Here is a 26,484-nt window from a genome sequence, read left to right as displayed (position 1 = left end):
GTGCTTTTGGGGAAATTAAGCGCCATTACAACCGTTAGAAATTTCAAGCAGCCATTTTTGCACGAATAGCGTTTGTGGCAACCATTAGAAATTCATCATTGCTCGGTATACTCCGCGACGAAGGAAATCGAAATTGACTCGAATGGGCGATGCTGCGAAATGGAGTAATTAAGCTTTATCCACATTAAAATATTTCGCCTGCGGATGGGCAAATACCATGGCCGATACGGATGCTTCCGGCTCCATCATAAAGCCTTCAGTCAGCTGAACGCCGATCTGCTCCGGCTTCATCAGGTCAAACAAAATTTCCTGATCCTCTAGATCAGGACAAGCTGGATATCCGAAGGATACCCGGATACCTTGATAACGAGCGCCAAGTCTTTGCTTCATCGTCATTTCGACCGGATCAGGGAAGCCCCACACATCGCGCATCATATGGTGCATGCGCTCTGCAAACGCCTCTGCCATCTCAAGCGCAGCAGATTGCAGCACATGAGAGCGAAGATAATCGCCTTGATCCTTCCATTCATTGGCCAGCTCGCGAATGCCGTTGCCCGCTGTAACGACAAGGAATCCAACATAGTCCATCTCGCCGCTTTCGACTGAGCGAAGGAAATCGGCAAGACACAAGAAAGGTTCAACCTGTTGCCGCGGGAAAGTAAAGGTTTTTAGCACCTTCGTATGATCCTTCGGATCATAGATTAAAATCGAATCGCCGGATGACTGAGCCGGGAAGAAACGGTACATGCCGTTTGCTTGAATAATTTGCCGATCGATCGCTTCTTCTATAACCTCATTAACGGTATCATGCAGTTGAACCGCCTTAGCGTCACCTGCTTCAAGCAATTTCTCTACAGAACCGCGCAAGCCCAGATGATGTCCCATCAGCATCTGCATATTAATATACGGTACAAGATGAGCGATCGAGTAGTTGCGCAAAATATGCGGCTCCAAGTCTGGCGGCGTATAGACAGCCACGTCCTGTGAAATATCTGAACGTGCAGGAACAGCCAGCGTTGGCAGCGCGTCTTTTTTCTTCTCCATTGATTCGGCATCAGCTGTGTTGCGCTCTTGCAGATCCTCAAGCAGCTTCACTCTTTGCTCGGGATCAGACAAACGGTTGGCAATATCCAGTCCGTCCATAGCATCCTTCGCATATAGAACAGGACCATCATATTCGGCTGCGATCCGCGTTCTAGTAAACTTGCGTGTAAGCGCAGCTCCCCCTACAAGAATCGGAACATCAATGCCAGCCGCCTTCAAATCCTGCGCTGTAATAACCATCTGCTGCGCAGATTTTACGAGCAAGCCGGACAAGCCGATTGCATCAGGCTTCTCCGCATGGTAAGCCTCAATCAGCTTCTCAGGCGGAACCTTAATTCCCAGATTCACAATGTGATAACCATTGTTGGACAAAATAATCTCAACTAGATTTTTGCCGATATCATGCACGTCGCCTTTAACAGTCGCCAGCAGCATTTTGCCGCGAACAGCGGATTCGGATTTCTCCATAAACGGCTCCAAATGAGCAACAGCAGCCTTCATCGCTTCAGCACTTTGCAATACCTCGGCAACGATCAATTCGTTGTTGTTGAACAGTCTGCCTACCTCATCCATACCTTTCATTAGAGGTCCGTTAATGATTTCCAACGGCTTATATTTCGTAAGCGCCTCATCCAAATCCGGCACGAGTCCTTCCTTCGTACCTTCTACAATATAGCTGGCTAGGCGCTCCTCCAAAGACAGCAATACTTTGCTAACCTTCTCAACCTGCTTCTTATCACGGAAATAAGCCACAAATTCTGCAAGCGTCTGATCATTCGTATCAAAAATCAAATTCTCAGCCACTCTGCGGTCTTCCTCAGGAATAGAGGCAAAACGCTCCAGCTTCTCCGTATTCACGATCGCAAAATCCAGACCAGCCTTCGTGCAGTGATACAAGTAAACTGCATTAAGCACCTCGCGGCCAGCAGGCGGCAAACCAAAGGATACGTTGCTCAGTCCAAGAACCGTCTGGCAGGCAGGCATCGCTTCTTTAATTTTTTGAATACCGTCAATCGTTTCCTTGGCGGAACCGATATATTGCGTATCACCTGTTCCGACAGGGAAAACAAGCGGGTCAAAAATAATATTTTCAGGTGGAATGCCGTACTTATTTACTAACAAATCATACGAACGCTGCGCAACGGCCAGCTTGTCATCACTTGTAATCGCCTGGCCTTTTTCGTCGATCGTACCTACAACTAGGGATGCGCCATAGCGGTGAACGATTGGAGCGATTTGCTCGAATTTAACTTCGCCGTCCTCAAGATTGACGGAGTTAATTATTGCTTTACCTTGCGAATATTTGAGTGAAAGCTCTATAACTTTAATATCAGTTGTATCAATAACTAAAGGGACTTTTACTTTTTTCGTTACAAATTGCAAGAATTTCTCCATATCGGCAGCTTCATCACGGTCTGGGTCCTGCAAGCACACGTCAATAACGTGAGCTCCGCCCTTCACCTGTGCTCTTGCAACCTCTGATGCTTCTTCATATTTGCCTTCCGCAATAAGCCGCTTGAACTTGCGTGAGCCGAGCACGTTTGTCCGCTCCCCTATAAGATAAGGGCGATTGTCGCTCTCGATATACAGCGTCTCTATGCCTGACAGTGCCGGAGGATGCTCACCTTGCTCAGTCCGCGGCTTGTACTCGCCTAACGTTTTTGCAAGTACTCGAATATGCTCCGGTGTCGTACCGCAGCAGCCGCCTGCAATATTAAGCCAGCCTTGTTCAGCAAAGCCCGCCAGCTTTTTAGCCAAAGATTCCGGCGACTCGTGATAATGGCCGTTCTCATCCGGCAAGCCGGCATTCGGATAGCAGCTGATAGCCGACTGAGCGATATCAGACAGTGAACGGATATGATCGCGCATAAATTCCGGTCCCGTCGCACAGTTAAGACCAACGGAAATCGGCTTAAGATGCTCCAGGGAAATATAAAAAGCATCAATCGCTTGTCCAGCCAGCGTTGTACCCATCGGCTCGATCGTGCCCGAGATCATAATCGGCAATACTTTGCCGGTCGTCTCGAAAGCATTGCGAATCGCAATGCTGCCCGCCTTAACATTAAGCGTATCCTGCGACGTTTCGAGCAAAATAACATCTACTCCGCCTTCAATCAGCGCAACCGTCTGCTCATAATAGCTGTCCAGCAGCTCGTCAAAAGTTACGCCGCCTGTTACAGACAGCGTTTTGGTCGTAGGGCCAAGCGCACCGGCAGCATAACGCGGCCAATCAGAGGTGGAATATTTACGTACTGCATCTACTGCCAGCTTCGCTGCTGCCAGGTTTATCTCTCTTGCATGATCCTGCAGATCATATTCCGCCAATACAATGCTGGCTCCGCCAAACGTATTGGTCGATATAATATCGGCGCCTGCTTCCAAATACGCCTCGTGAATATTAGAAATCACATCCGGACGCGTGATCACAAGATTTTCATTACAGCCATCAAGCTCTTCACCGCCAAAATCAGCCGCAGTCAAATCTGCCTGTTGAATCATCGTGCCCATCGCGCCATCAAGAATTAAAATCTTCTGAGCCATTTGGGATTGAATCGATCTTTTCTGCTCACTAACCGTCATGTTACTGCCTCCCGTTACGAATGAAGCTTAATCACAAGGATGTAGCTGTCAGTTCTATGTGATTTATAGTTTAGCAAACTTATCGATTTAATAATAGTATGAAGAATAAACGGCTGAATAATCAATTTTGGGCACATGATAGTCCAGACAATCCGGCGTCACAAAATAATGCACCTCGGAAGCTAGTTTTCGTACACTAACCTCCAAGATGCATTCACTAAGTGCTCACAATTTGTTTCGTAACAGCATTAAATATTCATTGCTTGAAACAGTTTATAAAATGCTTGTGCAGCTTGTGCTCTAGTAACCCGATCATTCGGACGGTAACTGCCGTCTTCAAATCCATTGATTACACCAAGATCTGTCAATTGTGCAACAGATTGCTTTGCCCATTGCGGAATGGTCGACTCATCTGTAAAGCTCATTTGCTCATCGCGTCCATTCATACCATCTTTATCAAAATTCGCTGCCACTCTAGCCAATATAACGGCCAACTCAGCCCGGGTAATCGTATTTGTCGGTTTAAATGCTACACCTTGCCCCGTTTCATAGCCATAAATAATTCCTGCTGCAGCTGCCGTTTCAATATATGGCTTTGCCCAGCTCGGAAATTGCTCATGATCAGCAAATGAAACTTCTCCATTTACCTTTTGTATACCTAGCCCCGCCACAGCCATTTTCACAAATTCAGCTCTTGTGACGGTCTTTTCCGGCCGCAACGTTTGATCAGTGAACCCGTTTAGTATATTCATGCCAACAAGTCTGTCTATTGCGTCCTGTGCCCAATGATCTGTTGCATCAGCAAAGTGTAGCGGCTCGTATGCAAAAACAGCATATGCTGTCAGATGACTTGCAGCAAATTTGACAACATCGGTGGAGCCATCTGCCATTCCGATATATACCCAACGCTGTAATTGCTTGTTGTAATAATAAATAGCAGGAGCTTCATTCATCGAAAGCTTGCTCTTATCATAATGAAGAGTCATGTCAAGTGCTTGCATAATTTGCACAGGCTGTTCACTGCGCAGCTCAACAATATCGCTTACAGGCTGCATTTCGTCATAGACCGGAGACTCTTCTCTCTTCATAACAGACAGATGGATTGTAGTGTCTTCAGAAAAAGCATTTTTTGGTACGTTTACAGCTGCTTTTTCTGGCAAGACCAGCTCCCCGCCCTCAGCTTTACTAATTGTTCCGGATACACTTTGCTGCGCATTGCCAGTATCTGTGCCATTTTCGCCATTACTGCCGTTGTTGCCGTTGTTCCCGTTGCCATTGCTGCCGCCGTTGCCATTACCATTGCCATTCGATTCAGCAATACGAAGCTCGACGTTGTTGATCTTTTCTTTATTTCCTGCTTTATCTACTGAACGATATTCGATGGTGTACAATCCAGCATTTGTCAGTGTCACGCTTGCCGTATCGTCCGCCTCTGTCCAAAGTCCTCCGTTAATGCGATACTCTGTTTTATTTACTCCCCAGCCAATAGAGCCATTGTCCGCACTATCCGCTGCTTCGAATCGAAGCTTGACAGCACCTGTATAGGATTGGTTTATATTTTCAGAGTCATTTACATACATTTTAGTAACAGGCGCAACTGTATCCTTAGGCCACAGCTCTAGTGTCGCTGCATATAGGCCGCCTTCATTTTTTCTGCTTCTAATATCAGAATAAAGATTGTAATTGACTTGTTTAAGTGCGACGCTCACGATTTGATTATCTGCCAGCTTTTGATTTACAAATGGCGTAACATCGAACTGTCTCCATGCTTCGGGACCTGAAAACGTAATTAAATCGATTTGTTTGCCAATAGCAGGAGCATTGTTATAGTTAAGCTCAAGCTCACTCCAGCTATCATCAGCTACTTCAAATACAGCAATATCAGACACCGTTTGGCCGCCAGAATTTGTTTTGCCGTACACATGCAAGGTGGCTTTTGCTATTTCCCCTTCAAAATCGGATAGATCGAATTTTAAAAATGCTTTTCTGTCCGCTTCTGCACTGCCATTTGTAATACCGAGGTAGTTTTTATCTACTCCGTTTACATTGCCGGCATTTTTTCCGCCTTCAATAAAGCTATCCTCACTAACGATCACTGTTGTAATTGCCTCTGGATCAGGCTTATGCTCACTCATATCTGTATCCACTGCACTAGGGTCGATTTCGAAACTGGCGAAATGACTAGCCCCTTTTGATCCATTCGTATTGACTTCAATCAAGATAAATGGAGACATTTGCACAATCTTCACGCTATCATCCAGCTGCAAGTTTTCCAAACCTTCATAGCCAATGGCAACTCTCAGCTTGGACTGAGTTTGAGTCGGGTCCGATACTGCAATTTGCAATTGATCTCCCACTTGCTTCATCATAATCGAGGCGGGCTGCTGTACCTCAACAGAGTCAAGCTTGCCTGGATTCCAGAAATTAAAGCCTGTCATGTTCAGTCCCGCATGTTTTACAGCTTGCACGTCAGCGGTATTGCTAATCACTTCAACAGCCGGGTTTTCTGCATATGTTTCTGTAGCTGCTGCATCTTGATTAGGCAATAGCACATAGGCATAGGATGAATCTTGCGGCTTTTTGCCATGATTAAAAGCAATACTCAAATAATTTCTTTGCAGCACATCGCTAGAGCCATTGTTATCTATATCTTTCCAAGAGCCGGTACGCGATTCGCGTAACAGATCCAGGCTTGCTCCTCCAGGGAAATAATAACCTATATCAGAGCCAGGAACATTTCCTTCCAAATGAGCCCATTGAACCTGCTCGGCTTGCTGATTCCAGCCTGCAGCTTCTGGCATCGTTTCGCCATTTACAATAAAACGGTTTGTGCCGTCTTCATTAAGCTTACGGTTTTCAGCAATTGTTTCAATCATGCGATCATCCTTGCTTGAAATCCCTGCTCCGAGTGCCACAAGCTCATCATTAAACATAAACCATGATTTTTTACCTGTGAGCGTGCTATTGTCCGGGCTTAAATCCATTCCTGCCGCACCATACAAATTGTCTATAACCGATCCGCCAACCCATGTTTTCCCTGTTGTTTTGGCAGCATTTCGGATGGCGCCATCAGATGTCACTCCCGGCAAGCGATAAGCATTCACTGTTGCCCAGAAAGCATCGTGGAATTGATTCAAGTCATTATTGTACAAATAAGTCATTCCATCGCCTGTATACCAGCCTTTATGATTTTCTGTTCCTTTCTCGTAGTTGGCAATACGTGCTGAAGACATGCTAATTCCATATGCATATCCAGGACGATGATGGACGATTCGATCCATTGCTGATAACTGCTTATGCAAGGTCAAATCATCCTTGCCAGCTATGCTATTGTCCTCCATAAGCTTTTTCAATAAAATGACATCTGCAACTCGCAAACCATTGTAATAGTTAGGTACTTCTGAATCTGCCTCAAACCAATGCTTTACCATTGCTTTAAAATTGTCTGACTGTTCTTTGGAAGGTGCAAATTCAGCCAGTCGCAAAATATGACTCCACGGCACTAACTGACGATTGCCTCTGGCAATAGAACGTCCAAAAACCATATCCATCATCAATTTTCTAAACGTTACCGGTTCAAAAGAATTTGTAACCCAGTCAAACACATGGTTTTGATTTGCGTCTTCTATAGGCCACGGAGAATGATCCAAAAGTGTCATCACTTTCATCATATCGCCCAGCAATACAGCTCCGTAGCTTCCTGTATATGCGATATTGTTATGCTGGATAAAGGAACCATCCAGATAGAAGCCGTCCCCCCTAGTCACATAAGGAAACACTTGGCTAATTGCACTTCTGCCCTCTTTAATTTTGTCCTCATTATGATCATGAATGCCTCGCAATATTGTAATCAGTGCTTTATCCATCCGGTTAGCGCCTGTTTCAGTTACAGAAGGCTGGACAGTTCGCTTAGTGGGATCGGGAACAAATCGATCAATGGCTTTCACATATTTTTTTATTTGCTGTTCACTCAAATCATTGTACATAAGCGCCATTGTATCTCCAAGCGCCAATGGAACGCCTATTTCCCATTCAAACCAGTTGCCCACGATCGGCTTGGATTCGTTGTACCATTTACTGTTAAGCCAGTCTAGCCCCTCTATAATATCTTTTTTCAGCACATCATCTTGGTACAAGGCAGAGCCTTTGGTCGAGTATGCCGTTGCCATATCTCTTAGACGCTTATAAGAGTCGGCTACAGCGTAACCATTTGCAGATGATGCAGGCTTATCACTCCACAATTCCGTCCGCTCACTGTTCTTATTCATAGTCGTCCAAAAGTCCGTTGCTGCGGCAGTAATAGCCGTTATCGACTTGGCGATATCCGGATCAGCCGGATCATAGCTTGTCCCGCCAATCAAATAATCTGTCCATTTTAGACGCATACTCTCAAAAGCCACCAGCTTCTCCGGATCAATAGGCTGCTCTGGATTTTCCGGCTGCTGCGGTCCGTCCCCTACCAAATCCAAAATGTCCTCTTCTGTAAGGACAGCGCGATAAATATGAAGCTCATCCATAAATATATGTAATACATCAGCTGTTTTATTAGCTAACGTGCCATCGCCCATTACTCCGATTTTAGGAGAATAGCTGGTATCTACCGTTCCTGTTACAGCAGAAGTATCCTGGGATTTATCCGCAATTAATTGTCCGTCTACATAAAAAGCGGTTTGACTGTTGCGCTCATTTACAATCGTAATATGATGCCACTGATCATCAGTGAATGGATAAAACTTAATTTCTTCCAATTCATTATTACCGACTGTCATTTGCCAGCGAAGCATTTTATCCTTATCGGATGTCAATTGCCAACCCGTCTCTTTTTTTCCTTTTTTATTACCGATAATGACAGGCCAGCCTTCCACATTGTAATCGGGCATTTGCAGCCAAAAGGCGATCGTAAAATCAGTGTCACTGCCAAACTTCAAATCAGTGCTGTTCCCCAAATCAATATATCCGGCAGACTGGCTTCTGCTTTTATGATTATCGATTTCGATTGCTTGTCCCTTTGCACCGTACACATACCCCTTAAAATGAGTATTAGCAAACGGCTCAATGGTGCCTGTTCCCTCGTTATTCAAGTTTCCATCCAGCGGCAAATACAAAGCAGGCGCTTTGTTTTCCTCCAGTAAATCCGCTTCTGCAGCAGCTTCTTCCTCCGCTGCATATGCCGGAATTGCAAGCGCATTCAAAAAGAGTAGAAACACTAGCAGCCCACTTACATAACTTGACTTTCTCATAAATTCAAACTCCTTCCTCTATCGTTAATCAAAAGTTTTATCCAGCTCACAGTACATATTAATCTTGCTGCCATTAAAAAACGTGTACGATTTCGACCATTCAAGAGGAATATTTTCACCCAAAATTTCTGAAGTCATTTCCTATTGATCGTTGGTAAATGAAAACACTTGTGTTTAATCATTAACTCATCGTATATTATAGATAAGGTTTGTCTATAATTAGAGGTGAGAAAAATGCAATATGGTGTTGGCGTAGAGTATGCTCTTCATTGTCTTATTTACTTTATCGGTAGTAATTCTGCAGAGCCGATAAGGATTAAAGATCTGGCAAAATTTCAGGGGGTTTCAGAAAGCTACCTTTCGAAAATTTTTACCAAACTTGTCAAAGCCAAAATTCTAAATTCGATTCCTGGGGTCAAAGGCGGCTATGAATTAACGAAGTCTCCTCAAAGCATATCTTTTTGGGACGTTATTCAGGCTGTGGAAGGACAAAAGCCTGTATTTGAATGCCGCAATATAATCGGCAATTGCATTATTAACAATGAAGCAGGTTGCGCAACTTCCCTGCCATGCCGGATTAACGTTACCATGCTAGAAGGCGAAAAAATGATGCAGGATTACTTTAAGGGGAAGACTTTGTTGTGGCTTAGAGAAACTTTAGATCATGAGTTGCCAAAAGAAAGATTGGAAAAAACAATCGAATGGTTTAATCAAAGGCAATAATTTTTTGTCTTGATTATAGACAAGGTATATCTACAATTATCTTTTTAAGGAGAGAGTAATGATGAAAACACGATTTTTGATGGGAAAGGTTTATCCGAAAGCATATCAAGCTGTGGTTAATTTGAATGATGTTGTGTCCAATTCCTCTATCGATAAATCTTTACAGGAGTTAATTAAAATAAGGGTTTCCCAAATCAACGGATGTGCGTATTGCATCGATTTACACACCAAAGATGCCAGAAAAAAAGGTGAAACAGAACAACGGATTTACGCACTAAGCGCTTGGAAAGAATCGAACTTTTTTACCGAAAAAGAAAAATCAGTTTTAGCTTTAACCGAAGCTATAACACTTATTAATAAAGAGCAAGTTCCTGATGATATTTACAATGAAGTAGAGAAACATTTTAACAAAGAAGAAATTGCACAGCTTATCATGTCCATCATTACAATAAATGCGTTCAACAGAATTGCTATTTCAACAAGAGTATTACCACGTATCGATTGAACTAACGGATACGTTCGTTAAATAAACCGCCTTATTTACAAGGCGGTTTTCATTTTGTCATATATCAACATTAGGATTTAACATAGCCTCAAGGTGAAACGGTTGTCGACGTCCTTTGGCGATCGCGCGTTTCATTCCGGAGAAGTATAGAGAAAGTATGGCAGAATGATATACTTTACTATATTTCAAGAAGAAACGCTGTGCGTCCCTGCCTAAGAATGTGCCGTTTCTCGGTGAAATATAGGATTAAGTAAAAGATGAAAACATATACTTTCCTATATTAAAAAAAGGCTCTTTCTTCGTTTGAGGAAAGAGCCGCTGCAAATCCGTGTCAAAAGTTACTTATATACCCTCTGCCAATTGTATCAATTGCTCCTTTGTCGCAACATCTGATTGCAAACGATAATAAACGAGTCGGCCATTTGCTTCAGACATCCACACTATGCGCTGTTTGCCTGCAGCATCTTCTATATAAAGTGCTTCTGTTCCATCGGCAAACTGAAGTTTTTCCTTAATGTGATCCATATTATCCGTAAAAATTGTTTTCCAGCGCTCTCCCTCCAAGCTGTCGAGCGTAACGGTCAGTCCTTCAGCATTTTGGTAGGTTGCAAAATAGCCGATCGTACCGCTATGAGCTAATAAATCAAATACGAACTCCTCATTGGATTGGCTCGCTTTTTGCACCAGTTCCTCCATCATTTGCGGCGAAGGCTCTATATTATGAATCAGCTTCCCATTCAAAAATGTATACCCTTGACTCAAGTCGGCACGCGGTTCAGGCACCACACCCGCTGTTACAAGCTCATCAGCCCGGGTGACAACTTTTTCATTAACCTGTGAAATAAAGCTGCCATTATCCTTGAAATAGAATAATGCTGCTTCTCCTTCCGGAATATATTGCAGCAAATCGATCGTTACATCAACTGGCTGATCGTCGGGAGAGAAAGATTGATATTCCAGCACAACAGATCCGTCGCCGCCAAACAGCTTCCAAGAGGAAGCCGCATACCCAAAGCCGCTAGCAAGTATAACAGTCGCGGCCATACTTATTGCCAGCCAGCTCTTATATTTTCTAACCGTTGTCCCCGATATAGCCTGCATCACTTTATCTGTTACATCAATTTGCGGTAAATTACAATCTTGCATGTTTGCATTCAGCTCCTTGATGAAGTTTTTGTTCGTACTCATGATCATTTCCCTCCAGCTCTAGCCATATAGTTCTCAGCTTTTTTTTAGCTCTTTCTACTTTCTTTCGGAGCAATGCCGTTGATATCGGAATTACCTCTTGAATTTCCTCATACGATTTTTCCTGAACGACTCGAAGCACGATTAAAGCGCGATCTTGAGGCGGCAGCCTCAGCAGCGCCTGTTCGCTTAACGTTCGAAGCTCGCTCTGTTTTACTTTTGCATAGCCGTCCTCCACATGCTGCTGATCCTTTAGTGGTGCTGTTAAAATACTGATCCATTTCATGCGCGACTGCCGCTTCAGCATATTCATGCAATGATTGTAAGCTATTCTGTACAACCACGCTGAAAATGATTGCCCGCTAGTGTATTGATGCAGCTTTTCATAGGCTTTAATAAATACGTCTTGAACGGCATCCTCGGCTTCCTCGCGCTGCAGCAGCAGCTGATAGCAATAAACATACAATTGCTGCTGATATTGCTGAATTAGCCTGGCATATAGCGCCCTATTGCCGTCCTGTACACTTTTCACCAGCTGCTCTGTGCTGTATTCCACCGCGCTCTCCTCCTCCCTTCCTATTTCTTACCTATATAACAATCAAAAATCTTTATTGTGACATGTTCACTGCCATTATTTTGGTTATTTCTCTTGAATCTATCATTTATTACTATACAATGAAAATCATCAGGGAAAACTGGAGGACAGTATCATGCCGAGCAACAAGCCACTTTTGCACAAATGGAAAATTCCTATTATTAGCCTTGCATTTATTGCTATGTTAACCGGCTTGCGCATTATATGGATCGATACGTTTAATGGCTCAGACTATCCCGACGCAATAAACGGTGTCTTAGATTTGCGGAATTACAGTGCTGATTCCAAAAGCTCCATCACACTCGATGGACAGTGGGAATTTTATCCGCACAGGTGGCTGGCAGAAGAACAGCTGACGAATGACGTTAAGAGTCCTAGCTCGTCTGGCTACATAAAGGTGCCCAGCGGCTGGAATTCCTCTTTATCCGAGCAGCAACCGACACCGTTCGGCTATGGCTCTTACCGCCTGCAGTTATTAGTTGACCCTGCTAAGGAACAAAATTACAGCATTCGCATACCAAGTGTGCGAAGCTCCTCCGAGCTTTATGTAAACGGCCGATTACTGGGCAGCTCGGGAAAGCCGGCGGAGCATAGCAGTGAATATATTGCCCATAACATACCTTACACGGTTACCTTCAATACGGAAGGCAAGGAAAGTGTAGAAATTATTATACAAGCTGCCAATTATACCGATCCGCGTGACAGCGGCATTATACGTTCTATTCGCCTTGGCAGTGAACTCACGATATATAAAGAGACGCAAATTTCAATAGCCATGCAAGTGCTTGTGGCAGCAGCCTTTCTCATTCATATGATTTATCCTATTATTCTTTATTTTCTTGGCTACAGGGATGTTAAGCTGCTTTATTTTTCCCTGCTTATTTTCGTGATCACCATTGCTATACTAATGAGCAGCGAAGATAAAATATTGCTGCTTGCAGTGCCAATTAAGCTCAATACAGGCTTTGCCATTAATATGCTGGTAACGATATTTGGAACCTATGCACTCTTCCGATGCCTGGACGATTTTATACCCCCGAAAATATTTACTCGCATTCATCCATGGCTGCTATTATTAACCGGCATCAGCACCTGTCTTGTGTTTATTTTGCCAGCTTCAGAATTCAAATTGCTTCAGCCTATATATGTTCCGATTGTATTAACGATTCTATTATCCGTATCCTTTAAACTGATAAAGAGCGCCTTTTCCGGCGTTCAAATTAATATTTGGCTTTTGCTCGCTATCATCTCCGTTACCAATTACATGATATGGTATATGATTATCGTTGCGGAAAAAATAAAAATTTTATATTATCCGCTTGAGTTAATTGCAGCCACGATTTGCTTCGCTACGATATGGCTCAGACGATACTACTTGAAGCTGATCGAAGCAGGCCAATTATCCGAAAAGCTGCGAAAATCAGACAAGCAAAAGGATGAATTTTTAGCCCAAACCTCACATGAGCTTAGAAATCCTTTACACAGCATTCTTAATATTTCGCAGACTGTGCTGGAACGGGAACGGCGCGCATTAAGCCATAAGAGCACGCTTGATATTGAGCTCGTATTGACAATAGGACGCAGAATGTCGCTGCTTTTGGATGATTTGATCGATATGTCCAGGCTGAAGGATTCACATATCAATCTGCAAATGCAAGCCTTCAAAATTCAGTCAGTTGCCAATGGGGTCATTGATATGCTGCAATTTATGGTAGAATCCAGGCCTATTCGACTGGTCAATCAGATTGAGGATAGCTTGCCGCCCGTATTCGGAGACGAGAAAAGGGTTGTGCAAATTTTATTTAATTTACTGCATAATGCCATCAAATTCACGCCTCAAGGAGAAATTTCAATAGGCGCTTTTGTTCAAAATAATCGGGCATATATTACCGTTTTAGACTCTGGGATCGGCATTCATAAAGAAGCAATGGATCGCGTGTTCGAGCCATACGAGCAAGAAGGCAGCACGGCTGCGGCTGACGTCAGCGGCTTTGGCTTAGGCCTTCATATAAGCAAACAGCTGGCCGAGCTGCACGGAGGCAGCCTGCATATCGAAACGGAGCCGGGACAAGGCTCCTGCTTCACTTTTGATTTGCAGCTTGCTGACGAATCGTCTGGCTCCGCCTTTCAGCAACAGGCAGCTGCAGCCTATGACGGCCCGAAAGCGCAACACTATGAGCTGCTAAAGGTTAAAGAAAGCATTCAGCTAAAACAGCAGCATGAGGAACATGAAGAATATGAGGACTATGAGTGGGAATCGAACAGCACGCCAATCTCGGCAGATCGGGGCCGTATTTTAATTATTGATGATGATCCGGTTAACCTCAAAGTGTTGGCCAATATTATTGACGATGAGCATTATGAGCTTACTACTACGACCAGCGCGGCAGAAGCTTTGGACCTGCTTCATATTCAAGAATGGGATTTAATTATTTCTGATGTAATGATGCCGCAAATGTCCGGATATGAGCTGACACGAAAAGTTAGAAAACGCTATTCCGTTTCAGACCTACCGATATTGCTGCTTACAGCCCGGAATCGGTCCGAGGACATCAAAAACGGCTTTCGGGCAGGCGCTAACGATTATGTTACGAAGCCAGTGGACGCTACCGAGCTGCGTTCAAGAGTGCAGGCCTTGACGCAGGTTAGAAAGACGGCGCGCGACCGGTTGCGAGTAGAAGCGGCCTGGCTGCAAGCACAAATTCAGCCGCATTTTTTATTCAATACTTTAAATGCAATCGCTGCGCTTAGCACGATTGATATGGAGCGCATGCGCAAATTAATCGATGCTTTCAGTCAGTTTTTGCGCGACAAATTTTCGTTTCAAAATATGGATGAATGGATTCCTATCGACGATGAGCTGAATATTGTACGTTCTTACCTGTATATTGAGCAGGAGCGCTTTCTTAACAGGCTGCAGGTTGTTTGGGAGGTGGATGTGCATGGTTTGTTTATGGTCCCGCCACTTACTATACAGCCGCTCGTCGAAAATGCAGTCAAGCACGGCATTATGAAGCAGGCGGGTGAAGGCAAAATTTATATTCGCATTAAAAATCGCAACGACGATGTGGAAATCTCGATAAGCGATAACGGTGTCGGCATGAGCGAGGAATTTTTGAACACGCTTTTCCATCCGTCAACAGAGCGCAATAGCGGCATCGGTCTTATAAATACACACTTGCGCCTCAAACGCCACTTTGGCAGCGGACTGCAAATCAGCAGCAAGCTCGGGTATGGCACAACCGTTTCCTTCGTCGTGCGAAAGCAGCGGGCTTAGTGGCGGCAGCTCGCGGAGAGCTTAGTCGCGGCAGCTCGCAGGTGTTGCTTAATCGTGCCAGCTCGCAGGTGAGCTTAGTCGCGGCAGCTCGCAGGTGAGCTTAATCGTGGCAGCTCGCAGGTGAGCTTAGTCGCGGCAGCTCGCAGCAGCTAAGTGTATTTTATGCATCTAGATTCTCTTTTTTTGCCGAATAAAAGATTCTAAATGGATTTCATGCATCTAGTTTCATCGAAATACCCTATATACTGCGAAATGTGCCAAACTAGCTGTAGTTTTTCCCTTTAGATTCGCAAAAAGGGCAAATTCCTTAAAACTAAGTACAGGAAATGCATTTAGCTTAAGCGCGGAGTGCCCGTTCCACTAAACGGAGTTTACCATAGTTGCAAATTACTTGTTGCGGTTTTCCAACAGCCTGATTTCATGCATCTACTTCCATTGAATACCGTATATATTGCGAAATCGCCAAGCTAAAGGTAGTTTTGAGGTGGCGCGGACCGATTCTGTATGATATTTCATATACAATTGTGCTTCTCCGGACATTTCAGCGTATTGTGTATGAAATTTCATATACATTGTGACGTTTTGAGGTAGCACCGACCGATTCTGTATGATATTTCATATACAATTGTGCTTTTCCGGACATTTCAGCGTATTGTGTATGAAATTTCATATACATTGAGACGTTTTGAGGTAGCACCGACCGATTCTGTATGATATTTCATATACAATTGTGCTTTTCCGGACATTTCAGCGTATTGTGTATGAAATTTCATATACATTGAGACGTTTTGAGGTAGCGCCGACCGATTCTGTATGATATTTCATATACAATTGTGCTTTTCCGGACATTTCAGCGTATTGTGTATGAAATTTCATATACATTGTGACGTTTTGAGGTGGCGCGGACCGATTCCGACAACAACTACTTAATCAGCCAAAAGGGGCTCTCCGGCAAATCAGCGCAAACTGATCTCTGGACGCCCCTTTTAGTTTAATCCATTAAATATTCAAAGTAGAGCTCAGCCACTTTATTATTTTTCATTTCGATCAGCAAGCCTCGCGGCAAGCCCTCAGAAATCGAATACGCATAATTCCCTGGCGGTGTTCTCCCATCCAAAGCAACTTCAATAAACGGGTAGGCCGCTTCTACTTGCTCGGCTGTATCGCCGACTTTAATGCCTAATGAAGTTGCATACTTACTGCTGCTTATACGCATGCCAATTATTCTATACTCTTCACCACCTCCGGATGCCAGCTTCAACTCTAATCCATCATAAGTCAGATCCTTTACATAAGTGCCTGCAAAAGGACCCGCATCCTCCCCGTCTTCTCCGAGCCGCTTGACCGCTTCATTGATCGGATCTCCAAGCAGCTTTACAAGGTCCGCCTCATGCTCTTTTACCCAAAGAGGAATTAGCGTATCATCAACACTCATCGCATAGAAGGGGATGGCTCCGGCAGCATCCTCAGTTAGAACAAATGTATTAATAAACTCCATATCCATCTGCTCTCCATTATATTGAAGCATGATATTGAAGTTACCGAAGCTTACCAGGTTAGTCCCATCTCCTATATAAGCATCTGCGCTGACTACCAATTTATCTGGGTCTTTATTCAACACGTAGCGAAGAGCATATTGAATGCTTGAAAGACTAAGCTCATCCTGTACAAATGTTTTGTCCAGCGCCTTATCATATCTTGAGCCGTTTACATCAAGCGACACCCATACATAATCATCGAGCGGAATAAATTGATAATCCACATTATGGTGCAGCAGCATCTGAATCGGTGTCATCGGTATTTCGGACCAATCTGTCGTATTCAGCACATGCGCATCCTGCGTCCATATGCCGTTTGCGAGCGGATAGCCCCAAAGGACAACGAGCTCATCCGAACCATCGCCATTCAAGTCTGCAAGCTGCAAGCTTGGTGCAAAATCTGAATTGCCTGTATACAATGTCCCATCGAATTTATAAACCTGTTCATCACCGCGGGCAATGGCAATTTCAGTGTAGTGACCGTCAGTTTCAGCGCGAGGATCTACATAAAGCCGATATTGTCCATTGTCAGTTTGCGCTAAAGTTTGCTCATTGTCCTGTTCATTCACTGTTGGGGTTGGAGTAACTTCCGGGCTTGTGCTTGGCGGAGCTGTAATCGTTCCCGGCTGCTGCGGGCCTTTGCCGAGATTTAGCGGCGAAGCTAACAGGCCTATACCCGCTACACATATTAAAGCGAGCATGACGGGTGCAAGCCAACCACGAGTCCGCTTTGTTCGCCGCTTTGGCTCTGATATCGCCTGAAGCACCTGCTGCTGCAGCTTTTGATCAAATTGCCGTTTGCGGAAAGGTCTTTCTTTTAGCATTCTATTGATGCGATCCTGCTCTTTGTCTATAATAGTCATCATTTACTCTCCTTTCATCCTTATTCGCAGCTCTTTGCGCGCTCTATGCAGCCTGCTCTTTACGGTATTTACCGAAATTTGCAGCATATCGGCTATTTCCTCCGTTGACATCTCATAATGAGCGCTTAGTACGATAGCTTCGCGGTATTTGCTCGACAGCTTCATTACCTGTGCCCAAACGCTATTCGTAAAATCCTTCTCCATTACGCTTGCTTCCGCCGAAGGGTGCTCGCCAGCAGGCTTAATGAAATGAGTAAGCACATGATATTTGAAATACGCCCGCTTCATAAGTGAAATCGATGTATTTTTCGTTATTTTAAGCAGCCATGTTTTCAGAGAAGATTCGCCACGAAATGCATGAATGGACTGATAAACTTTTATAAATACCTCTTGCGCAATATCATCAGCCATATCCGGCTTTTTAGTAAGAAAATAAGCATACTGCCATACATCATCCCCATATTGCTCCATAATTGCTCTCATATCTTCCGGACTAAGCTGAGATACATATTGATAATGCAAATCGTGCATCTAAATGTCACCTCCTACTCATATAGACTTCGCTCAACCGCTCCCGGTTCCCTACTTTTCAAAATTTATGCAGAAGACCGAAATTCAAAAAAGCGATGCAGAAACTATCCCTGCACCGCTTGAACCTCTTGCCTTACTTCGACATTGGCTTGTATCGGAAAAATACATCTCTGTTGTCCATTGCCGCATAGTAAGTCAATTCGCCTTCCTTCCAGAAACGCGTATGCAGCTCTAGCGGCTGCTCGCCTAATACATGCTCGGACATCGTTGTAAGGCTTCGCTTTTCTGCATCATACACAACGACATCATTGCGTCCATTAACTTCCATCTCAACTGCAATATAGGTTTGACCAGGATCGGCAATCATTAAGCTGGAATGCTGCTCCGCACCCAGTTCAATTAACTCTTCGAACTTGCCGCTGTCCCGCTCATACTTAAACAACATCAACTTATAGCGATCCCCTTGCTTCCGGTCCATGGTAAAATACAGCGTTCTAGTTTCAGTCATATACACCAAACTATGGACTTCGCCATTATTCCACCCCTCCTCAGATGGGATAGAAGGCAAAGCAAACAGATTCTCTCCTGCACCATCATCAGTAATTAGCTCGACTCCTTCTGCTGAAAGCTGAACAACCTGACTGCTTATTTCCACCATCTCATCAATCAAGTAGCCTCTATCCGTTTCAGACAGCAAGTAACGAGTCGTATCAATTTGATAATACGGATCTTGATAAGACAGATAAGTTTCTGCATCCACATAACGTTTGCCGTTTTCCATCCCGCTTCCCAAAATACGATAGCCTACCTGGCGCGGGCTCGTACCCTTCAAATAACCTGGATCATAGCTAAAAAAGCTATGGGCGAAATCCTCATCCCGATAAATCAAAGCTTCGATTGATCCGGCTACAACCTCCTCTGGAGAGGCTGGTTTTTCCGAAACTGAAAATTGCGTAAGCTTCTTCCATACCACATTCGTATGGAACACTTTATAGAGCATCAGCCTGTCGCTGTCGCTGCTCCATACAGGCTCTTCGAACGTATATTTAGGCTGCTGCTTTCCTTCTATCATTTCCCCTGTCTTTCTATCCCAGGCATCCGACATCTGGTTGCGGCTTACCTGCTTTCTCGTCTGCCAATCTGAATCGGCAATCCATACATCCTCCATCTGCGCAGCTTCATCCGTTTGAATAAAAGCAATATACGAGCCGTCAGGCGATACAGCTGGATACTTGCCGCTAGTACGTACCTGCTCGTTGCCGCTGCTTAATACTCTTTCAATGATTTGTCCATCGCGCTCAAAAATAACCTTCTTTCTGCCATCCAAATAAGCAGGATATGCCCCTTCTGCAATCGGGTTAACCGTTTTGGCTTTTAAGCTGATTTCGGCAACTTCTCCAGCACGGGCAAATAGGATATGCGTGCCTGCTTCAGACCATGCCGGAGCACTCAGCGGCTCGTCGGCGCTAGCCTTCTCCAGCAGCAGCTCGCTGCTGTTATTTTTAATATAAAATAAATACAGGCTGCCGTCCTGCACATAAACTAGCTTAGTGCCATCAGGAGAAACACGAGTAAACGTAATATTGCCGTCTATTAGCTTTGAATAGCTTTTATGATCATATTTGTATAATCCCTTCTCCTGCATAGGCACATAAATGACACCTTTATACTCCGCAATGCCTGAGCTTATTTCTTCCCCAAGCTGCTCCAATGAAGAGAAGGATTGATTAAAATGAAGCGAGCTCGCCTCGATTTTTTGTACGGAAGGGCTGCCAAGCCACACCATACTGAATATTACGACGGCAAGCAAAGCTGATACCAGGCTAACAGGCTTCCAATATCGAAAGCCCCGTCTGCCCCGCTGCTTTATAAGCGATTGCCTGAGCTCATCCTTCAGCTGCTGATTTACAGGAAGCTTTGACTTTACTTCCTCCATATACTCCTCCCACTGCTTATCATTCATTGCTGCACCTCCATACATTCCGTGATGAACTTGGCCAGCTTTTGCTTCATCCGATGCATCTTCATTTTGAGCCAGGCCTCCGCCTTTCCCACTATTTCGCCAATCTCCGCATACTTTAAGCCTGTCATATACTTTAAATTAATAATTTCCTGCTCCTCGACAGTAAGCGACTGAAGAGACAGCTTCAGGCAATCCTGCCGCAAATCAATCGAATCCAGCAGCTCCGCCGTTTGCACATATCCGAAAACCTCAGGGTCGTGCCCGTATACAACTTCCTTGCGCCTGCGGTAGTAATCAATAACCGTATTGCGGGCTATCGCAACAAGCCAGCGCTTCTGCTGCTCCTCCTTCAGCCTTACCGTATCAAAGCTTTGCAGAGCTTTTCTGAATATATCTGCGACGAGATCATCCGTATCCCATTTGTTTCCCGTCTTATACCAGACAAAGCGATAAATATCGTCAAAATAACGATCATACATCACTATAAAAGGATCGTTCATCCTCGCTCCTCCTCCCTGCAAATAGTAACGATAAAGTACCGAAAAAGTAACACACCGCTCATTAAAAACAATACTATTCATCATACTAATTTAAATTTTGGCAAAAGCAAAATTATAATTGGACAGTGCAGTAACCATTCACTGAGGATAAACGGCTTAGCCGTCCTTTGCTTAGATGAAGGAGGCGGTTTACCGATGAAATATAGGAAACAGGTTGAAATCAATTTCTTAATAGACAGAGCCAATTGAAAAATTGATTTATAGTTGAAAACTTATACTTTCCTATATTTGAAAAAAGCCAAGCATCTTCATTCTGCAAGGAATCGACAACTTCGCTAGATGGTCAGTCGTTCCGTTATTACGCCTAAAATCGTAGTTTTGAGAAGGTAAGGTGACAGACGTTCCGTTATTGATCCATAAATCGCAAAAAGTGCCCCATCTGGAGCCGTATAGCGGAATGAGTGACCGCGAAATTGAGAAAATAGCGTTTTTTGAGCAAATAACGGAACGTGTGACCATCTGTGAGCAAGATTGGGACTGGCGTACAACAGCGGTCGGAATCCCAATCTTGATCGCAGTGCCCCCTTTCTATTGCTTGTTGCAACTTTCCACAATGAATCGACAGTCTCAATTCTGTCCGCTAGAACGTGGAAGTTGGCAAATAATGAGCGCTCATGGTCATCAGTGTCCGCATCATCAGGATCCATTCAAAAAAAGCAGCCTGTGCGCAGCAATCATCTCGATTGCGGCAAACAGACTGCTTATTATCATTAAACATTGAGCAGATTAAAGATTATTGTAAAGATTATTGCATTTCTTTAGTCGGTCCCATGACACCTGGAACAGGCAAGCCTGCCTGACGCAGCAGCACCGTCATTTGACCTCTGTGGTGTGTCTGGTGATCAACCATAATACGCAAAAACTTGCCGCGCGGAAGAGGGTTGCCAAAGCCATTGATTTCCTCAAGCAATTGCTCATCCGTCAAGCTCTTCACAGCCTCACTGTATGCCGCAATTACTTCATTATACTTGGCGATAACCTCAGTCATCGAAGCCGGTACTGGAGTTCCTTTGCCTAGACCCGGCACATCCAACCCAGATAGTTGGCCAAACACGCCTGCGGAGCCTACCAAATGCCAAGCCAGCCAGCCAAGGGAATTATGTCCTTCCGCTATTGCAACATCCATTTTATCGTCGGAAATTGCTTGAAACACAGAAAGCGTGCCTGCAGCCGAAGCTGACCATTCTTCTATAAAATCTGCCACTGTACGATACATAATTTAAACCTCCATCTTCTATGTTCTATTTCTATATTAACGAACTTATAGGCGAATATCAAATCTATAGCAGCTTATAAATTAATAGTATTAGCATCAAGCTTTTCTAACGATTCAAGCATATATTGCACCAGCTCTGAAATATCGCCCATCTGCTCTTCATTAATCTGTCTAATAAAGTTCAATTCGACAACATTGCTCCAGCCTGCGGTTTGTGTACCGTATGTATAACTTAGCGTTTGCCGCAAAGTTACAGCCGGATCCCAAATTTCCCGCAAAATCTTTTCTATTTGGCTGCACGCTGTCTGTTCATCCATAATCGTCAAATAAAAATAAATCGACAAGGAACAACCAGGATTGGCACCCTCCTGCTCCAATATTTCCGCAGCCAAATTATTCAGAGAAGCATGCAGCCTAACCTCTGCACTAATATTAGGCTGCTTGACCAGATGAAATTTGAGCTTGAACTCGCGTCCCATCACCGACAGCTCGACCGTATCCTTTCGATCGGAAACTAAAATGTACTGATTCAAATTATCCAAATCATACAGTTCGTTTTCGAAAGCTATTTTTAAATTATCAAATACAGTTGGATCAAACATGTTACATCTCCCTTGCAGTTTATCTAAGGTAATTTATCCATCATTTTATAGGCGAAAAAATGAAAATGAAAGCATACGGGACTATTCTTTTAAAAAATTAAGAAAATAGCTTGTCTTTACGGTTACATTACAAGCAAATGCTGCTCCATGCAAAGCTATGACTTTTTTTGTTATTTTACAACTTTTACAAGCAAGCGTATCATACAATTTATCTTCAAAAGCGATTCAAACCATGTTCACAATTTTACTCCTAACCGCTGAATCCTGTACAGGAACGGAGGAACCATCCGATAACAGCTTGCACCATCCGGTGTCCGCCATTATCTACCGGGGTGAATCCTGCATGCTTGCCAGAATCAAGGAAGGCAAGTTATGGGAGGGGCAATCTCACTGCCCTAATCCGTCAGCTAACTCCGTAAGCGTTGCAGAGAGAGGATGATTGTTATGATGAAAACATAGACCTGACTGTTCCTTCAGCTAAAGCTAAAAATCGAGTTGAAAGGCGCGTGATGTCCATGATGCATAACCGAATCGAGCATTTGCAAAGTGAAATTCCTTATAAAAACAAAGATATTGCTCTATATGCCAAGCATGTATATGAATCATTGGAGCAATTCGAGGATCAGCACCGCAAGCTGGTTGCCGTTCAAGCTATTTATGGCAGCAAGCCTGTCGGCGAGCAGGAGATTCTTTTTTACGAAACCATCCGGCATATGAAAGAACAGCTTATTACTACCCTGGAAAATACGATTGATGATTTGAAGCATATTGGCGATAAGAATTACGTCAAGCATTTTCGGGATGGTGTCGAATAACAGCTTTTGAAAAAGAAAAATTTATAAGCATTTATGTTTGCATATCATTTTAAGCAGCAAGGAGCAGGTTGTCCACAGCGGGCAGCATGCTCCTTTTTGTTTATACTTTTTTAATATCATGTTTGCGGACTATTTATTTTTTTTTGCTATGATGAAATAATAACAAAATTTTACCTGCTATAATACGAGGACAGGAGGACGGATAAGCGATGCTGCGAACAACAATAATACTTATTATAGGACTGGTGCTGCTTACGCAATCAGGCTGTCAAACCAACTTCAATCAAAATAATAATAAAAAGAATTCACAAAAAACAGAACAGGCATTGGAGGAGAATATGGATAAATTAAACATTGAATTTTTGCAGGCCGCAGAGCATAACAAAAAAGAAGAAATGGCGGCGCTGCTTGAGCAAGGCGCAAATATCAACGCTGTTGACAACCGCGGCAGAACGGCTGCCATGATCGCTGTCCATACGAACGAGCTAGATTTGTTCCAATGGCTTATCGATAAAGGCGCTGATATTAATATTCGCGATAATCGCTCCGATAATCCGCTTCTTTATGCCGGCGCTGAGGGCTTGCTTGATTTCGTGCGCGCAGCTATTGCCGTAGGAGCAGATACAAAGCTGACAAACCGCTTTGGCGGTACAGCTTTAATCCCTGCCGCTGATCGCGGTCATGTCGATATCGTCAAGGAGCTGCTAAAAACGTCTGATGTCAATATTGATCATATTAACAATCTGGGCTGGACAGCGCTGCTGGAAGCTGTTCTGCTCGGCAATGGCGGAACCAGACATCAGCAAATTGTGAATTTGCTGATCGAGTATGGTGCTGATGTCAATATAGCCGACTCTGAAGGTGTTACTCCGCTGCAGCATGCCAAGCGGTTAGGCTATAGCGAAATGGTGCAGGCATTGGAAGCAGCCGGCGGCGAATAGCATAATGAGGCAACAAGAGCCTATATTAATGAAAGTGGTGGTGACAACTTGTCCATACGCTTTAGACTGCTGCTCTCTTTTACTTCCGTCGTAATCGTATCCGTCATTTTATTCATACTGTCCGCCTATCTGCTCTCTGTTGCCGTAACTGGTGATTTCCGCAGCATTCGCAGCTTTTATACGATTCATTATTCGCTGCATCCTTTGTCGGAGGAAGAAGAGAGCTTATTTCTTGATCTTAAATATTTAGCAAAGCATGACCCCCTTCAATTGAAAAATCAAGTGCTGCTGGAGGAATACAATTTTCAGTTGAAAATGGTGCAGGCCTCGCTCGTAATTCGTGAAAACGACCAGCTTCTTTTTGTCGCTCCAGCGCTTGAAGGGGTTGATCTTTTATCTATTTTGCCAAAGTATGATATGGGCAACAATACGATTCGCAACACGATGAATATCGGCAGCCGCTTTTTCTCCTATTCAAAATTTGATTTTCACTTTTCTCCTGAAACAGGCGATAAAGGCAGCATTTTTGTCATTCGTGAAAGAAGTCCTTTTGCTGAAATGGTGCGTACTCTGCTTCCTTTGCTGATTGGCATATTTATTATTATATTATTGCTTACAGGCTTCCTGCTTTATCGGTATGTTACACGCAAAATTGTTAAGCCGCTCGACGAGCTAAGACAATCGGCTGAGCATATTAAAAGCGGCGATTTGACCTTCCAGCTAAAATCCGGCTCCAAGGATGAGGTTGGGCAATTAGTGCAAACCTTTGATCAAATGCGGCAGAAGCTTTACGACTCGATCCAGCTGCAGCTTCGCTACGAAGAAAACCGCAAGCAGCTGCTCTCCAACATTTCTCATGATTTGCGTACGCCTATAACAACAATCAAAGGCTATTCTGAAGGCATTCGCGATGGCGTGACGAATACGGAGGAAAAGCTGCAGCAATATGTTCGCGCGATTCATACTCGCGCTACCGATATGGAACGGCTAGTCGACGAGCTTCTGTTCTATTCCAAGCTGGACCTCAAGAAAGAGCCTTTTTCTTTTGAGCAGCTGGAGCTTAGCCCTTTCCTGCATCATATCGCGGATGAAATGGCTATTGAATTTGATAACCATCAGGTAGAGCTGCGGTGGGATGAAGCCTTACAAGGGCCGCTATTCGTACTCGCTGACCGTGAGAAGCTGAAGCGCGTTGTTATTAATTTGCTCGATAATAGCATCAAATATATGGTGCAGCCTCCGAAAAAAATTACAATTGGACTAGGACGCCAAGAAGAGCAGGCTATTATATATGTAGAAGACAACGGACCTGGCATTGATCAGCATTCCCTGCCTCATATTTTCGAGCGTTTTTATCGGGCTGAGCCTTCCCGCAATCAAAGCACAGCCAGCGGAAGTGGTCTTGGGCTTGCCATTGCAGAGCAAATTATTGAAGGCCACGGCGGGACGATTTGGGCAAGCAGCCAGCTTGGACGAGGAACACGCATTACCTTTACTTTAAAAATATCAATAGATCGTCGGTGATAGCAGATGAAGCAGATTTTGATAATAGAGGACGACCCTTATATTGCTGAGCTGCAAAAAGACTATTTTGCATTGCATGGCTACGAGGCGGAAATTAGTCTTGACGGCAACACGGGGCTTGAAAGAGCGTTAAGCGGTCAATTCGATTTGATTATTCTCGATCTCCAGCTGCCGGGGATGGATGGTTTTGAAATATGCAAGACGATTAGAGGAAAGCTTGATGTGCCAATTCTTATCGTATCTGCCAAAAAAGAAGAGCTGGACAAAATCCGCGGCTTCGGTCTGGGCGCAGACGATTTTGTAACCAAGCCGTTCAGTCCTAATGAGCTGGTGGCCAGAGCAAAAGCACATCTGGCTCGTTATGAACGATTTATGATTGGCAAGCAGCCCAAAGAATCAGACAGTATACAAATTCGCGAGCTGAACATTCAGCCGTCCTCCCATCGCGTATTCGTGCATGACAAGGAGGTTATGCTTACAGCCAAGGAATTTGAAGTGCTTGTATTTATGGCTACACATCCAAACCGTGTATTCAGCAAGGACCAGCTGTTTGAAAGGCTTTGGGGACTGGAATCCAATGGCGATATCGCTACCGTAACGGTTCATATTTCGCGGATTCGCGAAAAAATTGAAGCCGATCCCTCCAATCCGCAATTTATCGAAACAGTCTGGGGAGCCGGCTACCGCTTTACAGTCTGAATGCGATGGATTGCCGCAAGCTGCAGCGCTCCGCTTTGTACAAAGTTATGCCGCCATTTATAAAATGTTTATACTTTCTTTTC

General features: G+C 44.1%; 17 protein-coding genes and 1 riboswitch. Of the genes, 7 read left to right on the top strand and 10 right to left on the bottom strand.

Annotated elements, in window-relative coordinates:
- Nucleotides 1-168: 168 nt before the first annotated feature.
- Nucleotides 169-3,624, bottom strand: a complete 3,456-nt coding sequence (metH, locus tag ACRRU2_RS11960) for a methionine synthase (RefSeq protein ID WP_432501835.1) — start codon at nt 3,622-3,624, stop codon at nt 169-171.
- Nucleotides 3,625-3,872: 248 nt separating this feature from the next.
- Nucleotides 3,873-8,864 carry a polysaccharide lyase family 8 super-sandwich domain-containing protein gene (locus ACRRU2_RS11955; RefSeq protein ID WP_432501833.1) on the bottom strand — a complete coding sequence of 1,664 codons (4,992 nt, stop codon included), beginning with the start codon at nt 8,862-8,864 and terminating at the stop codon, nt 3,873-3,875.
- A 234-nt stretch (nt 8,865-9,098) separates the two neighbouring features.
- Here ACRRU2_RS11955 and ACRRU2_RS11950 point away from each other — a divergent pair, with 234 nt between their 5' ends.
- Together ACRRU2_RS11950 and ACRRU2_RS11945 are read left to right on the top strand one after the other, a co-directional pair.
- Nucleotides 9,099-9,587 carry an RrF2 family transcriptional regulator gene (locus ACRRU2_RS11950; protein WP_432501831.1) on the top strand — a complete coding sequence of 163 codons (489 nt, stop codon included), beginning with the start codon at nt 9,099-9,101 and terminating at the stop codon, nt 9,585-9,587.
- Nucleotides 9,588-9,648: 61 nt separating this feature from the next.
- Nucleotides 9,649-10,092, top strand: coding sequence for a carboxymuconolactone decarboxylase family protein (locus ACRRU2_RS11945; protein WP_432501848.1), 444 nt, complete (start codon nt 9,649-9,651; stop codon nt 10,090-10,092).
- A 342-nt stretch (nt 10,093-10,434) separates the two neighbouring features.
- Here the strand turns inward: ACRRU2_RS11945 and ACRRU2_RS11940 are convergent, their stop codons facing one another.
- Together ACRRU2_RS11940 and ACRRU2_RS11935 are read right to left on the bottom strand one after the other, a co-directional pair.
- The gene (locus ACRRU2_RS11940; protein ID WP_432501829.1) at nt 10,435-11,280 is read right to left on the bottom strand and encodes a hypothetical protein; all 846 of its coding nucleotides are present in this window, start codon (nt 11,278-11,280) and stop codon (nt 10,435-10,437) included.
- Nucleotides 11,225-11,833 (bottom strand): RNA polymerase sigma factor, encoded by a 609-nt coding sequence (locus ACRRU2_RS11935; RefSeq protein WP_432501826.1) that lies wholly within the window; start codon nt 11,831-11,833, stop codon nt 11,225-11,227. Before ACRRU2_RS11935 ends, ACRRU2_RS11940 begins: the two co-directional genes overlap by 56 nt.
- 154 nt (nt 11,834-11,987) lie before the next feature.
- Between ACRRU2_RS11935 and ACRRU2_RS11930 the strand changes: the two genes are divergently transcribed.
- Nucleotides 11,988-15,149: an ATP-binding protein gene (locus tag ACRRU2_RS11930; protein WP_432501824.1), complete on the top strand. Its 3,162-nt coding sequence runs from the start codon at nt 11,988-11,990 to the stop codon at nt 15,147-15,149.
- A 991-nt stretch (nt 15,150-16,140) separates the two neighbouring features.
- On the opposite strand, the gene ACRRU2_RS11925 is transcribed toward ACRRU2_RS11930, so the two are convergent.
- From ACRRU2_RS11925 to ACRRU2_RS11900, 6 genes are all read right to left on the bottom strand, one after another.
- On the bottom strand, nt 16,141-17,553 hold the full coding sequence (locus ACRRU2_RS11925) for a hypothetical protein (protein WP_432501822.1): 1,413 nt from the start codon (nt 17,551-17,553) through the stop codon (nt 16,141-16,143).
- Nucleotides 17,554-18,081: an RNA polymerase sigma factor gene (locus ACRRU2_RS11920; protein WP_432501820.1), complete on the bottom strand. Its 528-nt coding sequence runs from the start codon at nt 18,079-18,081 to the stop codon at nt 17,554-17,556.
- Between the two features lie 133 nt (nt 18,082-18,214).
- On the bottom strand, nt 18,215-20,044 hold the full coding sequence (locus tag ACRRU2_RS11915) for a TolB family protein (RefSeq protein WP_432501818.1): 1,830 nt from the start codon (nt 20,042-20,044) through the stop codon (nt 18,215-18,217).
- The gene (locus tag ACRRU2_RS11910; RefSeq protein WP_432501816.1) at nt 20,041-20,544 is read right to left on the bottom strand and encodes an RNA polymerase sigma factor; all 504 of its coding nucleotides are present in this window, start codon (nt 20,542-20,544) and stop codon (nt 20,041-20,043) included. The genes ACRRU2_RS11915 and ACRRU2_RS11910 overlap by 4 nt, the downstream gene beginning before the upstream one ends.
- Nucleotides 20,545-21,349: 805 nt before the next feature.
- On the bottom strand, nt 21,350-21,820 hold the full coding sequence (locus tag ACRRU2_RS11905; protein ID WP_432501814.1) for a DinB family protein: 471 nt from the start codon (nt 21,818-21,820) through the stop codon (nt 21,350-21,352).
- A 74-nt stretch (nt 21,821-21,894) separates the two neighbouring features.
- Complete coding sequence (locus tag ACRRU2_RS11900) at nt 21,895-22,422, bottom strand: hypothetical protein (protein ID WP_432501812.1); 528 nt, start codon at nt 22,420-22,422, stop codon at nt 21,895-21,897.
- A gap of 245 nt (nt 22,423-22,667) precedes the next feature.
- Nucleotides 22,668-22,859, top strand: a riboswitch (cyclic di-AMP (ydaO/yuaA leader).
- A 78-nt stretch (nt 22,860-22,937) separates the two neighbouring features.
- On the opposite strand from ACRRU2_RS11900, the gene ACRRU2_RS11895 reads away from it, so the two are divergent.
- The 4 genes from ACRRU2_RS11895 (at nt 22,938) to ACRRU2_RS11880 (ending at nt 26,401) form a co-directional block, all read left to right on the top strand.
- Nucleotides 22,938-23,237 carry a hypothetical protein gene (locus tag ACRRU2_RS11895; RefSeq protein ID WP_432501810.1) on the top strand — a complete coding sequence of 100 codons (300 nt, stop codon included), beginning with the start codon at nt 22,938-22,940 and terminating at the stop codon, nt 23,235-23,237.
- A gap of 209 nt (nt 23,238-23,446) precedes the next feature.
- Nucleotides 23,447-24,178 carry an ankyrin repeat domain-containing protein gene (locus tag ACRRU2_RS11890; protein ID WP_432501808.1) on the top strand — a complete coding sequence of 244 codons (732 nt, stop codon included), beginning with the start codon at nt 23,447-23,449 and terminating at the stop codon, nt 24,176-24,178.
- A 48-nt stretch (nt 24,179-24,226) separates the two neighbouring features.
- The gene (locus ACRRU2_RS11885; RefSeq protein WP_432501806.1) at nt 24,227-25,702 is read left to right on the top strand and encodes a sensor histidine kinase; all 1,476 of its coding nucleotides are present in this window, start codon (nt 24,227-24,229) and stop codon (nt 25,700-25,702) included.
- A 6-nt stretch (nt 25,703-25,708) separates the two neighbouring features.
- Complete coding sequence (locus ACRRU2_RS11880) at nt 25,709-26,401, top strand: response regulator transcription factor (RefSeq protein WP_432501804.1); 693 nt, start codon at nt 25,709-25,711, stop codon at nt 26,399-26,401.
- Nucleotides 26,402-26,484 lie beyond the last annotated feature (83 nt).

Origin of the sequence: Paenibacillus sp. GXUN7292, from assembly GCF_050864975.1 — a bacterium.
In the GTDB taxonomy this organism is placed as follows: Bacteria; Bacillota; Bacilli; order Paenibacillales; family Paenibacillaceae; genus Pristimantibacillus.
This window is presented reverse-complemented; position numbering and strand designations above follow the sequence as displayed.

Bases quoted from the DNA above. Each gene is read 5' to 3' on its own strand.
- ACRRU2_RS11890 (WP_432501808.1), top strand. From the start codon at position 23,447: ATGCTGCGAACAACAATAATACTTATTATAGGACTGGTGCTGCTTACG.
- ACRRU2_RS11915 (WP_432501818.1), bottom strand. From the start codon at position 20,044: ATGAATGATAAGCAGTGGGAGGAGTATATGGAGGAAGTAAAGTCAAAG.
- ACRRU2_RS11925 (WP_432501822.1), bottom strand. From the start codon at position 17,553: ATGATGACTATTATAGACAAAGAGCAGGATCGCATCAATAGAATGCTA.
- ACRRU2_RS11955 (WP_432501833.1), bottom strand. From the start codon at position 8,864: ATGAGAAAGTCAAGTTATGTAAGTGGGCTGCTAGTGTTTCTACTCTTT.
- ACRRU2_RS11940 (WP_432501829.1), bottom strand. From the start codon at position 11,280: ATGAGTACGAACAAAAACTTCATCAAGGAGCTGAATGCAAACATGCAA.
- ACRRU2_RS11895 (WP_432501810.1), top strand. From the start codon at position 22,938: ATGATGCATAACCGAATCGAGCATTTGCAAAGTGAAATTCCTTATAAA.
- ACRRU2_RS11880 (WP_432501804.1), top strand. From the start codon at position 25,709: ATGAAGCAGATTTTGATAATAGAGGACGACCCTTATATTGCTGAGCTG.
- ACRRU2_RS11945 (WP_432501848.1), top strand. From the start codon at position 9,649: ATGAAAACACGATTTTTGATGGGAAAGGTTTATCCGAAAGCATATCAA.
- ACRRU2_RS11905 (WP_432501814.1), bottom strand. From the start codon at position 21,820: ATGTATCGTACAGTGGCAGATTTTATAGAAGAATGGTCAGCTTCGGCT.
- ACRRU2_RS11910 (WP_432501816.1), bottom strand. From the start codon at position 20,544: ATGAACGATCCTTTTATAGTGATGTATGATCGTTATTTTGACGATATT.
- ACRRU2_RS11920 (WP_432501820.1), bottom strand. From the start codon at position 18,081: ATGCACGATTTGCATTATCAATATGTATCTCAGCTTAGTCCGGAAGAT.
- ACRRU2_RS11950 (WP_432501831.1), top strand. From the start codon at position 9,099: ATGCAATATGGTGTTGGCGTAGAGTATGCTCTTCATTGTCTTATTTAC.
- ACRRU2_RS11900 (WP_432501812.1), bottom strand. From the start codon at position 22,422: ATGTTTGATCCAACTGTATTTGATAATTTAAAAATAGCTTTCGAAAAC.
- ACRRU2_RS11930 (WP_432501824.1), top strand. From the start codon at position 11,988: ATGCCGAGCAACAAGCCACTTTTGCACAAATGGAAAATTCCTATTATT.
- metH (WP_432501835.1), bottom strand. From the start codon at position 3,624: ATGACGGTTAGTGAGCAGAAAAGATCGATTCAATCCCAAATGGCTCAG.